This is a genomic window from Nostoc sp. UHCC 0252 (assembly GCF_034931145.1).
In the GTDB taxonomy this organism is placed as follows: Bacteria; Cyanobacteriota; Cyanobacteriia; order Cyanobacteriales; family Nostocaceae; genus Nostoc.
Map to the genome: position 1 here is coordinate 34,258 of NZ_JAYGHE010000037.1, position 14,883 is coordinate 49,140.

Annotated in this window: 12 protein-coding genes; 4 read left to right on the forward strand and 8 right to left on the reverse strand. The window is 41.9% G+C overall.

Features of this window, described 5'->3' with window-relative positions; all coding sequences use genetic code 11:
* Position 1 precedes the first annotated feature (1 nt).
* The 4 genes from VB732_RS20245 to ppsA form a co-directional block, all read right to left on the reverse strand.
* Positions 2 to 625 carry a GNAT family N-acetyltransferase gene (locus VB732_RS20245; protein ID WP_323232696.1) on the reverse strand — a complete coding sequence of 208 codons (624 nt, stop codon included), beginning with the start codon at positions 623 to 625 and terminating at the stop codon, positions 2 to 4.
* 172 nt (positions 626 to 797) lie between these two features.
* On the reverse strand, positions 798 to 1,151 hold the full coding sequence (locus VB732_RS20250; protein ID WP_323232697.1) for a XisI protein: 354 nt from the start codon (positions 1,149 to 1,151) through the stop codon (positions 798 to 800).
* Positions 1,121 to 1,558, reverse strand: a complete 438-nt coding sequence (locus VB732_RS20255; protein WP_323232698.1) for an element excision factor XisH family protein — start codon at positions 1,556 to 1,558, stop codon at positions 1,121 to 1,123. The genes VB732_RS20250 and VB732_RS20255 overlap by 31 nt, the downstream gene beginning before the upstream one ends.
* Positions 1,559 to 1,570: 12 nt before the next feature.
* Positions 1,571 to 4,051 carry a phosphoenolpyruvate synthase gene (ppsA, locus tag VB732_RS20260; protein WP_323232699.1) on the reverse strand — a complete coding sequence of 827 codons (2,481 nt, stop codon included), beginning with the start codon at positions 4,049 to 4,051 and terminating at the stop codon, positions 1,571 to 1,573.
* A gap of 188 nt (positions 4,052 to 4,239) precedes the next feature.
* Here ppsA and VB732_RS20265 point away from each other — a divergent pair, with 188 nt between their 5' ends.
* Entirely contained in the window at positions 4,240 to 4,647 is a 408-nt protein-coding gene (locus VB732_RS20265; protein ID WP_323232700.1) for a hypothetical protein, read from the forward strand.
* Positions 4,648 to 4,988: 341 nt separating this feature from the next.
* Positions 4,989 to 5,237 (forward strand): hypothetical protein, encoded by a 249-nt coding sequence (locus tag VB732_RS20270; RefSeq protein WP_323232701.1) that lies wholly within the window; start codon positions 4,989 to 4,991, stop codon positions 5,235 to 5,237.
* A 67-nt stretch (positions 5,238 to 5,304) separates the two neighbouring features.
* Here the strand turns inward: VB732_RS20270 and ada are convergent, their stop codons facing one another.
* The 3 genes from ada to VB732_RS20285 form a co-directional block, all read right to left on the reverse strand.
* A complete protein-coding gene (gene ada / locus VB732_RS20275) occupies positions 5,305 to 6,408 on the reverse strand; it encodes a bifunctional DNA-binding transcriptional regulator/O6-methylguanine-DNA methyltransferase Ada (protein ID WP_323232702.1) in 1,104 nt (367 codons plus the stop codon).
* A gap of 488 nt (positions 6,409 to 6,896) precedes the next feature.
* Positions 6,897 to 9,578, reverse strand: coding sequence for a PAS domain S-box protein (locus VB732_RS20280; protein ID WP_323232703.1), 2,682 nt, complete (start codon positions 9,576 to 9,578; stop codon positions 6,897 to 6,899).
* A 251-nt stretch (positions 9,579 to 9,829) separates the two neighbouring features.
* On the reverse strand, positions 9,830 to 11,131 hold the full coding sequence (locus VB732_RS20285; RefSeq protein WP_323232704.1) for an adenylate/guanylate cyclase domain-containing protein: 1,302 nt from the start codon (positions 11,129 to 11,131) through the stop codon (positions 9,830 to 9,832).
* A 112-nt stretch (positions 11,132 to 11,243) separates the two neighbouring features.
* Between VB732_RS20285 and VB732_RS20290 the strand changes: the two genes are divergently transcribed.
* Both VB732_RS20290 and VB732_RS20295 read left to right on the forward strand, forming a co-directional pair.
* Entirely contained in the window at positions 11,244 to 12,845 is a 1,602-nt protein-coding gene (locus tag VB732_RS20290; protein ID WP_323232705.1) for a DEAD/DEAH box helicase family protein, read from the forward strand.
* Positions 12,775 to 13,989 (forward strand): DUF790 family protein, encoded by a 1,215-nt coding sequence (locus tag VB732_RS20295; RefSeq protein ID WP_323232706.1) that lies wholly within the window; start codon positions 12,775 to 12,777, stop codon positions 13,987 to 13,989. The genes VB732_RS20290 and VB732_RS20295 overlap by 71 nt, the downstream gene beginning before the upstream one ends.
* A gap of 242 nt (positions 13,990 to 14,231) precedes the next feature.
* Here VB732_RS20295 and VB732_RS20300 read toward each other — a convergent pair whose 3' ends face one another.
* Positions 14,232 to 14,852 carry a hypothetical protein gene (locus VB732_RS20300; RefSeq protein ID WP_323232707.1) on the reverse strand — a complete coding sequence of 207 codons (621 nt, stop codon included), beginning with the start codon at positions 14,850 to 14,852 and terminating at the stop codon, positions 14,232 to 14,234.
* Positions 14,853 to 14,883: the final 31 nt, after the last annotated feature.

Sequence of the window (14,883 nt, forward strand, 5' to 3'; positions counted from 1 at the left end):
TTTAAACTCCACTCCTTCGCCCCCCTGCCCTCTGCTCAAGAACTGCTCCCCTATTTCCCTTCCACTCTTCAGGTGCATCTAGTTGAAACAGGAGTAGTTCAATATTGTAATACTTGTTTGTTCGCCCCACTGGTTTCATACCCAATCGTTCTGTTACACGGATTGAGGCATGATTTTCTGGCTTCACTACGGCATAAATTACTGGCAAGTTCAACACACTAAATCCGTAGTTGAGCATAGCTTGTCCGGCTTCTGTTGCATAGCCTTTACCCCAAGAAGCTCGCCTTAAGTGCCAGCCTACCTCATAATCTTGAGTGGGTAAACCATCTTTGTCGGGCAATTGTTTGAGAATGATAGTTCCTACAATTGTTGTAGTTTGCTTTTCGACAATTGCCCAATATCCAGTACCATTGTTGCGTCGGTGCGTAGGCGTAGCCCGTCGTAGACATCGCTCGATGTTGTCAATCAAACGCTGACGCTGTGACTCAACACTTGTTACCAGAGAAGCTTTACCAAGAAAGTGCGTAACTTCGGGGTCACTATAAATTACAAAGGCTTGTTCGGCATCGCGTTCGGGTATCCAACTGCGAATAATCAAGCGTTCGGTTTCCCAAAGATTTGTCATCTTGCTTTTGGCTAAAATAAATTGCCATTCTGCAAAATACTAAGATACTTATGGTTGAGCAGTCAAAAGTTTTGTAGACAATTAGACAAACAAAAAAATGGCGATCGCTATGCTATGGGCAATTATCCAGAAGTTTAATTAGCTTTGGTTATGCGATGCCTGCGGCGGTAAACTACGCAAATTCTGAATTTTTCCGCAGTTCTTCAGACCGGAACCCTAACACAATCCGATCCTTCGGCACACCAGCCCTAACTAATTCCGTTGCTAATCCCTCTTCAGTGCCATCACGTTGAATCCAAATTTTGCCATCTATAATATCAATGTGAATTAGACAGCCGTGAACGCGACGCGTTGCAGTTGGAGAGAGTTCTGGCACTGGCTCTCGACCAAGAATCATGACCAAATATCGATCCTGTTCTCGATCAAAGATAGTTTCATGCTGAATATCACCGTAAGAGTAGGGAATCTTTGTGTGTTCAGTAAGAATGCTGCAAATTAGCTGCCTGTATTGCTCCAGATCACCCATCGGACTATAACCTCCCGCTTTGGATTAAAAACGATTAGAGGAATTTTGTAATCTTCCAATATAAGTTTACCAAGCGGTTCTTCCTCAAAAATGTCGGTAAAAATATCCTCATGAACAGCGATATACAAAACCCTATCTCGATAATTGCGGCTCATGACAGCAAGGTAGGTAAAGTACTGGCCAATTGCCTGTTCTAGGTCTGCCACTTCTGAGTCGCCACCAAAGGTTTTGATTTCTACAGCAATCTTCTCTGTTCCTTTTTCTGCGATGAGCAACTTTTCGGCTGCCAAATCCACGTAAAGATCCTTTTTTCCCCACTTTAGATGAAAGGGATCGTCTGTAACAGTCCAGCCATCTTTAATTAGGGCATTTTTGACGTTCTGGTGATAGCGGTCTTTAGCTGGCATAAATTACTCGAATTACGAATTAGTACCTTCGACTTTTGCGACTTCCAGCATCGTCTTTAAAACCGAATCTGGATTCAGACTAATCGAGTCAATTCCTTGTTCAACCAAAAACTGGGCAAATTCTGGATAGTCGCTGGGTGCTTGTCCACAAATGCCGATTTTGCGATCGCATTTTTTCGCCGTTTCTATAACCATTTTCACCATTCGCTTAACAGCAGGGCTGCGTTCATCAAACAATCGCGCGACCAATGCCGAATCCCTATCTATCCCTAGTGTTAGTTGAGTTAAATCATTAGAACCAATTGAAAACCCATCAAATACCTCAGCAAATTCCTCAGCCAAAATCACATTACTGGGCAACTCACACATTACATAAACCTGCAAGTCGTTAACGCCCTGCTTTAAACCATTTTTTGCCATCTCTGCCAAAACCAACCGCCCTTCATCAGGAGTGCGACAAAAGGGAATCATCGGAATAACATTCGTTAAACCCATATCTTCCCGTACCCGTTTGAGGGCATGACATTCTAGGGCAAAAGCTTCTCTGTAGCCTTCATCATAGTAACGTGCTGCTCCTCGCCAACCCAGCATCGGGTTTTCTTCATGGGGTTCAAACTGTCGCCCACCTAATAAATTTGCATATTCATTACTTTTAAAATCTGACATTCGCACAATTACTGGTTTAGGATAAAATGCTGCGGCAATTCTACCAATGCCTTGAGCTAATTTATCTACAAAATATTGAGATTTATCTTCATAAAGTGAGGTAATGTCAGCAATTTTAACTTTGACAAATTCATCTTTTAATAATTCATAATGAATCAACGCCATTGGATGAATTTGAATTTGGTTAGCGATAATAAATTCTGTCCGTGCTAAACCTACGCCATCGTTAGGAATTGCCGATAAACTCAATGCTTCTTGGGGATTACCCACATTCATTAAAATTTGAGTATGAGTACGCGGTAAGTTCTCTAAAGGAACTTCTTCAACTTCAAAAGGTAATAAACCTGCATAAACTTTTCCCTCTTGCCCTTCGGCGCAAGAAATTGTTACCTCTTGACCAGGTTTTAAGATTTTTGTAGCATTGCCACATCCCACGATCGCAGGTACACCCAATTCGCGCGCGATGATTGCTGCATGGCATGTTCTACCACCAGAGTTGGTGACAATTGCACTAGCGCGTTTCATAATTGGTTCCCAATCGGGATCAGTTCTTTCTGTCACTAAAACTTCCCCAGGTTGAAACTGTTCGAGTTTCTGAACATCTAAGATTAGGCGGACTTTCCCTTGACTAATAGCTTCTCCAATTGCACTTCCCGTAACCAGGGGAGTTGGGAATTGGGAAGATTTTTCCCCATTTCCTATTCCCCATTCCTTATTCCCCAATACCAACCGATAACTCCGCAATACATTTCCTGTCTTCTGCGACTGGACGGTTTCGGGACGCGCTTGCACAATAAAAAGTTGGTTAGTAATGCCATCTTTTGCCCACTCAATATCCATTGGAGTGAAAATACCGTGGACTTGAGAATAATGATCTTCAATTAAACATGCCCAAGTTCCTAGCTGCAAAATCTCTTCATCACTTAGGGCGAATTTGGCTCTTTCCCCAGCAGGAACAGAGACATTTTTCGTAAATTTGGAGCCGTCATCATAAATCATTTTCAGTTCTTTACTACCCAATTTTTTATCGATAATTGGGCGAAAACCAGCTTTTAAAGTTGGTTTAAAAACATAATATTCATCGGGATTTACAGAACCTTGAACAACGTTTTCACCTAAACCATAAGCGGCTGTAATTAGTGCCGCATCCTTAAATCCGGTTTCTGTATCAATGGAGAACATCACCCCAGAGGTTGCTAAGTCAGAACGCACCATTTTTTGCACGCCCACAGCCAGAGCAACGCTAAAATGGTCAAATCCCTTGGTATGACGATAAGAAATAGCGCGATCGGTAAATATGGAAGCAAAGCATTTGTGACAAGCTGCTAAAACCCCTTCAGCACCGACAACGTTAAGATAAGTTTCTTGCTGTCCAGCAAAACTAGCATCGGGTAAGTCTTCGGCGGTGGCGCTAGAACGGACTGCTACATCTGTCTCTGCGTTGTATTGTTCACAAAGATTATGGTAGGCTGTGGCGATCGCCTCTCGCAATTCTACAGGAAATGGAGTGTGGATTAATAGCGATCGCGCTTTTTTTCCCCGTTCTCGTAAATTTTTGACATCCTCAACATCCAAATCAGCAAAGAGTTTGCGTAACTTTGCTTCTAAACCTGCTGATTTGATGAAATGACGATAGGCGTAAGCAGTTGTAGCGAATCCTGTAGGAACGTTAATCCCTTTAGGGGTTAGCTGTTGAATCATTTCCCCCAGTGAGGCATTTTTACCACCAACTAAGGGGATATCAGCAATTCCAACTTCATCAAACCACAAGATGAGCGATCGCTCTTGAGCAGATGGAGATAAGGTACTTTTAGATACTGTAGTCATAATTACCTTTTAAATTTATACTCAATTTGTAAGTGCGTAACCGTGAGCATATCTTTCCCACATTCAATTTTAGATTTTCTTTTTGTCGCGTAACTTTAAATTTGGCGATTGAATACAACGCTACAGTCAAGAAAAGTTAACAATTATTCAGGTTAATAGCTGTATCAAAATACCGGATGCAATACACAATGGCACAACTAGAACGACTGCTGAAAATGGCAGAAGATGAGTTAACTGAGTACAGCACTGATGCCCGCAAAATAGAAAAACTGCGCCGTAAAATAGGCTTATCAGTATCGGCGACTGAACAGCGACAAGTCAAAGAAGCACTACTCGCTACTAAGCAATCTTCTAATATAGTGACTCAAATTGTGGAAGAACAAAGACAAACGGTAGCCTTACCATTTTGGGGAATTGCTGGATTAGGTTTATTATTCGGAATTTCTTTAAATCAACCCATTTGTTTGTTAGCAGCTATAGTTGGGACTGTATCAGCTTACAGAATTCAAAAATGGGGTTGGAAATTGCAGGCAAAAAGTCTATTGTTACAAACATTGGAAGATATTGAAATGCGTATTGCTCAACCTAATAACTGACAAAACAAATTCGCTTTAGAGAAAAAACCTTCCTATAAATTTGTATTTCAATATACAAATTAATCGACTAGTCACTTAATTGACACCTCATAATTACTCAACAATTCCTTTGGGATCACCATAACAAAAAAATTAGATGTTGGATTTGATTTAAGTATTTATAATCTTGGTCTGTATGCAATAAATTCTGTGAAACCCTTAGTTATAAGTAACCACACAAAATTAATTACAGTCATTGCGAGCGAAGCGTTCGCGGAGCGTCTCGTAGAGATAGAAATCGCAAGGGCTGGGATTGCTTCATTTCGCTTCGCTACATTCGCAATGACATTGTGTAATTAATTATGTTTAACTACTTAGTACCTGGTGCAATTTGTCCTTCCTCCGCAATGTCGAAGACGAATGTACCCCCAGGAGTTAAGGCGTTATATGTGCGGTGGAAAAGCGATCGCTATCTGGATCAAATAGGTAGCTTAACTTATATCTTGCACCAGGCGACTAGAAGTCGCGGCTACACGAGACTTTACCTGCCTCCGCAGGTTGAAAAGCCTTGGTTTTGTGTTAGTCCGCGCAGGCGGACTTCGTTTGTATAGCCGCGATTTCTAATCGCTAGGCATTGCATGGCGGAATATCTGTCATGAACCACGGGTGAGACTTTCTTCAGTCAGCGATTCTAGTTCTAGTGTTTGAGTAATCTTTGAGTAACTTCGATTCTTGGATAAGCAGTTTTTGTTTGCGCTCAACTCCCCAGCGATAACCACCAACACTGCCATCACTCCGCAGCACTCGATGACACGGTACAATCAGTGCGATCGGATTAGCTCCACAAGCATTTCCCACGGCGCGGACTGCGTGTGGCTTGGCAATATCACGGGCAATATCGGTATAGGTGCGGGTTTCGCTATAGGGAATTTTTTGTAATGCTTGCCAAACCTGTTTCTGGAATGCTGTCCCACGGACATCAAGTGGTAAATCAAGATGTGTTTCATCTCCTGCAATCAAGTCAAGGATTGCTTGTATCCAGTCTTTGTGTGTGTGGTCATCACGCATAATCTGCGCCTGGTGAAATTCCTGAAGTAAAATGTGTTCCAACTTGTCTGCTTCATCACCTAGTTTAACGGCACAGATACCCTTCTCTGTTGTTGCCACCAGTAAATATCCTAGCGAACATGGAGCGATCGCATAAACAATCTTGATTGTCTTTCCAGCTTGCTGATAAGTTTTTGGTGTCATTCCTAGTTGTTTAGGTGCTTTCTCATAGAGTTGGCTACTTGAACCATAACCCGTTTCGTAAACTGCATCAGCAATTTCTTCCCCTAACTGGAGATGCTGTTTCAAGCGTTGACTACGCAGTGCATCCGCATATTGGAAAGGAGATACACCAATTATTTGTGTAAATACCTTTTGCAGATAACTAGGACTCATTTCCACCTGAGAGCATAATTCCGAGAGGGTGGGGATGTGGTCAACTTGTGCTTCAATATATCGACATACTGCTAAAACTTTCGCTTTGGCTGGATTTGGAACTGTTTCAGATTGTGGCTGACAGCGCTTACAAGGTCGAAAATCTGCAATTTCAGCCTCTTGTGCCGACTTAAAGAAACAAACTTGATTGCGATTTGGTCTGCGACTAGGGCAAATCGGTCGGCAATAAACGCCTGTGGAGCGAACACCATAGAAAAGCTTACCTTCAAAACTGGGATCTCGATTGAGAACTGCTTGCCAAAAAGTTTCTTCCAAGACTGGTGTTTGTTGTAATTGCATTAATGCCTCCTTCAATGTATTGCAAAATATCCCCACTTTGGAGTGCCCATTATTAGTTTTTACCTTTAGATAAAACTAGATTAAATGTATCGATAAACTACTTTCTATCTGATTGTTGCGATCAATGTATCAATTTGCTGAACAGGTGTTCACTGCTCGATGAAACCTTAAATTAGGCCAACATAGGCAAATTTTTATGAGATTTGTAGGTTGGGTTGAACGGAGTGAAACCCAACAAAGCCCTGAGAATGTTGGGTTTCGTGTCTCAACCCAACCTACCCCAGAGTGCTTTTTTGGGCATTGCTGATAAATCGCAGATCGTTAATTTTTAATAGGACTTACGCACACTCTACGAATTCTTGGCGTTCTTGGCGTCTTGGTGAATCAGCGCTGTAGGCGGGTTTCCCGCCGTAGGCGACTGTGAACCCGGAGGGCGGTTCGATAAATTAAGCTTTTCGGCAATTTTTGCGTAAGTCCTGTTTAATTCTTCAAGTGCGTCCAGTGAGGTTGGCAACCACAGCTGCTAACTCGGCGGGATTAACTGGCTTGGGGACGTGGAGTTGAAAACCTGCTAACAACGCTTGTGTGCGATCTTCAGCCCTAGCATAAGCTGTCAGCGCCACTGCTGGAATCCGCCCTCCTCGATCTGCTGGTAGCGCCCTCACTTGACGAATTAGTGCGTAGCCATCTTCCTGTGGCATACCGATGTCGCTCACTATTATGTGAGGAGAAAATTTTTGTAAAGTAAGCAGTGCTTCACAAGCAGATGCAGCTACTATGACTTGCGCCCCATACTGTCCCAGAATTGTCGTGAGTAAATGACGCGCGTCTGCTTCATCATCGACAATCAGCACTCGTAAGTCATCTAGCCTGGGCAGGTAATTGTTAGCCTCTTGAACATCTACTAGAAGTGAAAGCTCCTCTGCTGTATTAGCCTCTACATAAACGGCTTTCATGGGCAGATTGACAATAAATGTCGCTCCCTGTCCAATTCCTGGACTTTCCACAGAGACTGTACCACCGTGTAATTCTACCAAGTGACGGACGATCGCTAATCCTAATCCTAATCCGCCGTGCGATCGCGTAATCGAACTGTCAGCTTGACGAAAGCGTTCAAATACATGGGGAAGGAATCCGGCAGCAATCCCCATTCCCGTATCACTTACCCGAATTTGCACGGAAGATTCAATTCGTTTTAATTGCACATCAACTCTTCCATTTTTGGGTGTAAACTTGACGGCGTTGGAGAGCAAATTCCACACAACCTGTTGCAGGCGCTGGGTATCACCCACAATCACCCCGACTTCAGGATCGAATCTACAGTTGATCCTAATCTCTTTAGCCGCAGCTGCTGGGCGCACAGTATCGATTGCCGCCTCTACAAGTGGTACAAGTTTTACCCGATGCATACTTAGGTGAAGTGTGCCTCTAATAACCCGTGACACGTCGAGAACATCTTCAATCAGTTGCGTCAGCGATCTGGTGTTACGCTCAATTGTCTCTAGCGCCCTTCCAGTGGTAGCCTCATCAAACTTGCGACTCCTAAGTAGCTGCGTCCAACCCAGTATGGCGTTTAAGGGTGTGCGGAGTTCGTGGGAGAGTGTAGCGAGAAATTCATCCTTCATCCGGTTTGCAGCTTCGGCATCGGCGCGTGCTGCTTGTTCGCGCTCAAGCAGTTGTTCGCGTTCTTGCTCTGCTTGTTTGCGATCGGTAATGTCAATCATGAACCCGTGTAGTAGCTGTGGCCCATTTTCATCCCGCACGACATTAACAATGTCATATAACCAGACAATTCTCCCATCAGCAGCTAACATTCTGTATTCAAATTCATAATTATTCAGTGTTAAAGAAGATTCTTGGCAATACTGGATAGCCCATCGATCTTCTGGATGGATATGTTTTGCCCAGAAATCATCGATGTACCAGTCTGATAATGGATAGCCAAGAATCTCAACGGTTTGCGGCCCTACATAAGTAAAATTTCCAGTATTGGCATTTACTTCCCAAGGAATCATGCGGACTTTTTCGGTTAGTGTCTTTAACCGCTTCTCGCTTTGTTTGAGGGCTGCTTCTGCTAATTTATGAAGTGTAATATCTGTGATTAAGGCAACAAATCCTTTAACTTTTTCTTGCTGATTGAACTGGGGAATGTAAGTGACATTCACGTAATGATTTGTGCCATCTTTATCGAGTAATTGGGTTTCGTAAGTTACTTCTTCTCCTGAAAGTACCGTTTCTATATAAGGAAGAATTGACTGATAAACCGACTCTCCGAGAATTTCTCTAATGTGTTTACCATAAATTTCTGAAGTAGGAAGCCCAAACCAATCTTCATATCGTTTATTATTAAAGCGATAACGCTGCTCGGCATCAACGTATGAAATCTGGACAGGCACGGCATTTGTAATTAGCCGCAGTTCATCTTCTCGTTGGTGTAGTGTTGCTTCGGCTCGTTTGCGTTCGCTTAAATCAAGGACAAAAGAGATAATATTGTTAGAATTATTTTCTAACAAAGCAGAACCTAACAGAATGGGAACACAGGTTTCATCTTTGCGGATGTATTCGTTCTCAAAAGGCTGACATACACCTTTGGTTTTGAGTTCTGCGATCGCGCGATCGTTTGCTTCAATATATTTTGGTGAGATCATGTCGCGCCATCGAACCCGCCCTGCAAGTAAATCTTCTTGCGAATAACCTACCATTTGTAAAAAAGCATCATTAGCTTCTGCGATCGCCCCGTCCATATTGGCTACAATTACCCCAATAATGTTGGACTCTACCAACCTTCTCAGCTTTGCCTCGCTCACCTCTAATTTCTGCAAACTTATTTGAAGATGTCGTTTGGCAGTGCGTAATTCTGAGTTCAGCAAGCTGACGAATGTCGTCACCAGGACAAACAAGCCTAACCGTCTGATGCTGTCCAGATTCACAACCAAGAGCGAAAACACTGGCTCTAAGAAAAAATAGCTGACTGCTAAAGTAGACAAAGCAATAGCCGTCAACCCTGCTTCCATACCGCCATACGAGGCACTAACCGCCACGCCAGCAAAAAACAGTAAGAAAATAGTTGGTTTCAGTAGTGGCTGTAGCAATAGTGTTAGTAGTAATGCACTACTAACAGCTAATAATGCAACAACATAAGGTGATAGAAGGGAACGTGTTCCTTTCAATGTGGCTCTCCTTTTATGCAGCTAGCTAAAGGATTATTCCCAAAATCAGCTAGATAATGCGTAGGCGTAGCCCGTTATAGACATCGCTCAACATTTATTATGCATCGGAAAAATACACATCAAAGCAATTAGTTCCTGTGAATCTGTCTAAAGTAGTAAAACTTCGTTTTACCAAATGTTCAATAGCTGATCTATATCGCTCTAATTATATAGTTTATATTTGGGGATATCCTTCAAAAAGCATAGTTACATTAAGGTTTAAAATTAATTTCTTTGAGAATATAAGTCATCATTTCTCCTTTACCTTTAACCTGAATTAAACCTCGTTTCTCAAATAAGTATTTATCCTTTAAAAGCTGATAAGTCGCTTCACAAACTTGGATACTACCTGCTATCCCATGTGATTCCATTCTACTAGCAGTATTTACTGTATCTCCCCAGAGATCGTAGGCAAACTTTTTCAATCCAATCACTCCCGCCACTACTGGCCCCGTACTAACACCAATACGGATGCGAAATAATTGATTGTTTTCTGTATTGAAGGTAGTTATAGCCTTTTGCATACCTAACGCCATATTAGCTATTACTGAAGCATGGTTTTTAGACTGATTTGGCAATCCTGCGACAGCCATGTATGCATCGCCAATAGTCTTGATTTTCTCTACTCCATGAAGTTCCGCTAATTGGTCGAATAAACAAAATATTGTATTTAATAACTCGACTAATTCCGCAGGAGATGTCCGAGTTGAAAGCTCAGTAAAACCGACAATATCGGCAAATAATACTGTAACTTCTAGAAAGCTATCGGCAATGGTTGTAGGCTGTTGTTTTAATTGTTCTGCAATCATCTCTGGCAGGATATTTAGTAACAGCCGTTCGGATTTCTGCTGTGCCAGTTCCATTGCTGTACGCGCCTGAAATTCTTTTTTTCGTAAGCGTTCGTATAAATAAACAGAAAATACACAAATTATGCAAGTCCAAAAAAAGTATAATCCTTGTTCAACATAAAAAGCCGAGGGATTTTTCAAGACGGGATTATATAAGAGATATAAGGTTAAATAGCAAATTATTGTTCCGAGTTGAGATATTAAATGCATCCACCATTGGACTGGAATGATTGTAGCCTGAGTGAGAAACATCAAAGTCCAAATACTGGTTCTAGGTTCTAGATCGTTAAATAGCAAAGCTATATCTACTTGGACAACACAAGTGACAGCCCAGGATAAACTCAAAAAAATTAAGTCAGGATAGCGGCGGCCGATAGGAGTTTTACATAAACCCCAGCAAAGAAGAATAAATAATTCCACTACGGCCCCAATTTTAAAGGCGTATATCTTGGCTTCTAGAGATGAATTTGCCCAAAGGAAAAAAGCGATTAAAGTTAAGCCAGCTACTAAAAGAATCTGTGCTTGCAATTGCAGGCGTTTTAGCAGAAAGCTTTTTCGCTGTTCTTGATAGGATGCTGCCAGGTTATTCTTGGTTTGCCGATGGGACATTCCACGACTAATGAGCGCATCTAGTTGGGTTTTATCTGAGTTACTTGGATGAATCATGCACTTTTTGCGTTATTAGTAATCAAAGGACTAGTTAATAGGGCATGGCGAATAGAAATAATTCCCAATCCCCAATTCCCAATTCCCAATTCCCAATTCCCAATTCCCATAAATGGCTCGTACCCCTACACTAAATTTTGATCGTGGCACATTAATTTTGCATCCACCACCGCGCGGCAAAGGTTGGATGGATTATGCTACGTGGGATGATAGAGTTGAAAAATTCCGCATTCCCGCAATTAGATACCGATCGCTAGTAGAAGCACTACAAGCGGAAGATGTTTATTTTATTGATGAGGCGAAGCAATTTTATCCAGTAGATTTGGTTCCTACTCTAGAAATGGAACCCTATCCCCACCAGACTGAGGCGTTAGCAGCTTGGAAACTAGCGGGTAGACAAGGGGTGGTTGTGCTTCCTACGGCGGCGGGAAAGACTTATTTGGCGCAAATGGCGATGCAGTCAACGCCGCGCACAACGCTAATTGTTGTACCAACTTTGGATTTAATGCACCAGTGGTATGCACACTTGGTAGCGGCTTTCCCCGATGCTGAGGTGGGATTGCTGGGGGGTGGTTCGCGGGATAGAACGGCAATTCTAGTTGCAACTTACGACAGCGCCGCAATTCACGCCGAAACATTGGGAAACCAATATGCGTTGATTGTTTTTGATGAATGTCATCACTTACCGACAGATTTTAATCGGGTAATTGCAGAATATGCGATCGCACCTTATCGCTTGGGACTCTCCGCTACACCAGAACGCACCGATGGTAAACACGCTGAGTTAAATATCCTCATTGGCCAAGAAGTATATCGCAAACGCGCTGAAGATTTGGCGGGGAAGGCATTAGCAGAACATGAAATTGTCCAAATTAAGGTAAAGTTATCGCAACTTGAGCGGGAAAGATACAACCAGTTAATTCAAACCCGCAATGATTTTTTGAAGCAATCGAAGATTTCTTTGGGGAGTCTTCAAGGTTGGCAAATGTTCGTGCAAATGAGTGCTAGATCGCAATCTGGACGGAGAGCGATGTTGGCGCACCGAGAAGCAAAAGATATCGCTTTGGGGACTGATGGGAAGTTGCGAATTTTGATTAATTTATTGGCAGAACATTATCCGGCCAGAATTTTGATTTTTACTGCTGATAATGCAACGGTTTATCGTATTTCTCAAGAGTTGCTAATTCCGGCGATTACTCATCAAACTCCTGTGAAGGAACGGCATGAGATATTAACAAAATTTCGGGAGGGTAAATATAATACTTTGGTTGCTTCTCATGTGTTGAATGAAGGGGTTGATGTGCCGGCGGCTTCGGTGGCGATTATTTTATCGGGGACGGGTTCGGCTAGGGAGTATACTCAGCGCTTGGGTAGAATTTTACGGAAGGGGAATATTGAGAATAAGCAGGCAATTTTGTATGAGGTGGTGGCGGAGGATACGAGTGAGGAGGGGACTTCGGCTAGGCGGAGAGGGGAGAGGAGAGACGAACCGCGAAGGCGCGAAGGACACGAAGGGAAGAAAGAGAAGGAAGGAAAGTTACAGGTTGTGTATGGGAGTAGGAAGGAAAGGAGTTTGAAGGCTGCGGAACAGTTAGAGATTAATTATTCAACCGGAAGTTCAAAATCTAAAATTCAGAATTCAGATGTTACCGACAGACTTACTGATGCATCGCCAAAACGGAGAGGAGATCATTCCGAAGAGACTGAAGATTGATCAGAAAACTTCGGAGTTGGCGATTGAGTTAATTAATTATTTTCAATCAGCAGTGGGGAAGACTCAAGGTATGCTTGAGCGACAATTGACTGATTTTGAAGGAGATTCTACAGATTATCGGGTGAAGCGAGGGTTAGCTTATATTCTCAAAAGCAGTTTTTGCACTTTTGAGGTGGTAAGTCCTTTGGAACCACAAATGTTAAGAGAACGGGTGTTTTCTTTGGCTGCAAAGTCTGTTTCTAGTCGAGAATCTACACAAGTGACTCTGAGTAAAATTGCTGATGAGTTAACTAAAGAACTTGAACGGGAAGTTTTATTGGAACAGGTTCGTAATGGGTTATATGCTGATTTATCTGAAAATAAAATTTTGACAGTGTTTGATGCACCAACAGCGCCAGATTTGATAAATCGATATAACTTATCTCAAGTGCAGGGTGTATTTTATAAAGCCAGTCAACTGGTGTTAAATGCTCATCGGAATGTTCCGGGTGAATATAAGCTGTTATTTCGCTATTTAAAGTTGTTTCAATTGATGGCTTATATTGAAGGCGATGCTGACCACGGGTTTACAATTACGATAGATGGGCCGACGAGTTTGTTTAATCCTAGTACGCGATATGGGTTAGCGATCGCTAAACTTATTCCTGCTTTACTTCACGTTACTAAATGGAGTCTTTCGTCCATTCTTCAAACCCGCGACGCTTATACAAATACTTGGAAAACTGGGCGTTTCACTCTCAATTCTGAATGTGGTTTAGTATCCCATTATCCACCAGGGAAACCCTATGATAGTATGTTAGAAGCGTCCTTTGCTGATAAATGGGATGCTTTAAAAAGTGGTTGGGCATTAGAGCGAGAAGTGGATTTAATACCAATTCCTGGTAGTGTGATGATTCCCGATTTTCGCTTAGTTCATGCTGATGGACGCACCTTTTTATTAGAAATTGTTGGTTATTGGCGGCCAGAATATTTACAAAAGAAGTTTTCTCAGGTGCGGCGGGCTGGACGTGATGACTTAATTTTGGCAATTTCTGAACGACTTAATTTAGAAAAAGCGGGAGTAAAATTAAATGATGTCCCTGCGAGAATTGTTTGGTTTAAAGATAAGTTATTGCCGAAAGCTGTGTTAGCTGTGATGGATTAAAAGAAATAACCAGAACGTAGAAAGTCACCTATCTGCTGACAGAAATATGTTCAACTTAACCAAATTTGCGTTTGTCAGTTATCAAATGCATTTGGTAACAGGTAATTTTCTATCGCTCTGGTGCTTTTTTGGCGGTGAAGTTTCGCCAAAAGTATAAAAGTAAAGGGCTTTTCAAGCCTATAACAATTGTTACTATTTTGTTGTATAGGCGGACACATTTTTTGTCACCTTGTGGGGATTAATTAAGCAATAACTAGATTATTTAGCTGCAACTCACACTGTTGAAATACGTAATTGACAGCAGAAAATAATTTATCCAACTCTTGAATAGAGTAAAATGTGATATTTCTAGTAAATAATTCATCCTTTAGCTTGCCAAATTGCCAGCGATCGCCATTAGAAACAATACCAAAGATAGTGATTCTCGATTCATCATTTAATCTCTGTGCAGCAATCATTTCTGCCAAACATTGTGCCCACCCAGCTTCAAAATTATCTTGCTTTGCCTCTATTAAAATGAAATATGGCTTGTCAAATACAACTTTGCCTAAAGGAGAACGTTTAGCCAAAATATATTCAGGAAATCCTGATAATTTTTCATCATAATTTAATGACTGATGACTCCATAAAGTAAACTTGCTACTGTATTTCTTCCAAACTTCCTTCAAAACTGGGTAAATCAAGTTTTCGCAAATGGCAAACTCTGAGTTGTCTACGACTCCTTCCCGCATTACCGTTTCTAAGTCTTCCCGGAAATAATCAGGAATATTGAACTCGGCTTCACCGATGAAATTCGATTCCGTATAAGTAATTTGAAATACTTTGAGAACTTCACCGATAGTTTTGTAACTACTGGAAGCCATATTGCAATCCTGAAAAAAATTTATATGGTTG

Excerpts from the sequence above, each read along its gene's own strand:
- VB732_RS20265 (WP_323232700.1), top strand. The coding sequence starts at position 4,240 with ATGGCACAACTAGAACGACTGCTGAAAATGGCAGAAGATGAGTTAACT.
- VB732_RS20285 (WP_323232704.1), bottom strand. The coding sequence starts at position 11,131 with ATGATTCATCCAAGTAACTCAGATAAAACCCAACTAGATGCGCTCATT.
- ppsA (WP_323232699.1), bottom strand. The coding sequence starts at position 4,051 with ATGACTACAGTATCTAAAAGTACCTTATCTCCATCTGCTCAAGAGCGA.
- VB732_RS20300 (WP_323232707.1), bottom strand. The coding sequence starts at position 14,852 with ATGGCTTCCAGTAGTTACAAAACTATCGGTGAAGTTCTCAAAGTATTT.
- VB732_RS20255 (WP_323232698.1), bottom strand. The coding sequence starts at position 1,558 with ATGCCAGCTAAAGACCGCTATCACCAGAACGTCAAAAATGCCCTAATT.
- VB732_RS20250 (WP_323232697.1), bottom strand. The coding sequence starts at position 1,151 with ATGGGTGATCTGGAGCAATACAGGCAGCTAATTTGCAGCATTCTTACT.
- ada (WP_323232702.1), bottom strand. The coding sequence starts at position 6,408 with ATGCAATTACAACAAACACCAGTCTTGGAAGAAACTTTTTGGCAAGCA.
- VB732_RS20245 (WP_323232696.1), bottom strand. The coding sequence starts at position 625 with ATGACAAATCTTTGGGAAACCGAACGCTTGATTATTCGCAGTTGGATA.
- VB732_RS20290 (WP_323232705.1), top strand. The coding sequence starts at position 11,244 with ATGGCTCGTACCCCTACACTAAATTTTGATCGTGGCACATTAATTTTG.
- VB732_RS20270 (WP_323232701.1), top strand. The coding sequence starts at position 4,989 with ATGTTTAACTACTTAGTACCTGGTGCAATTTGTCCTTCCTCCGCAATG.
- VB732_RS20295 (WP_323232706.1), top strand. The coding sequence starts at position 12,775 with ATGTTACCGACAGACTTACTGATGCATCGCCAAAACGGAGAGGAGATC.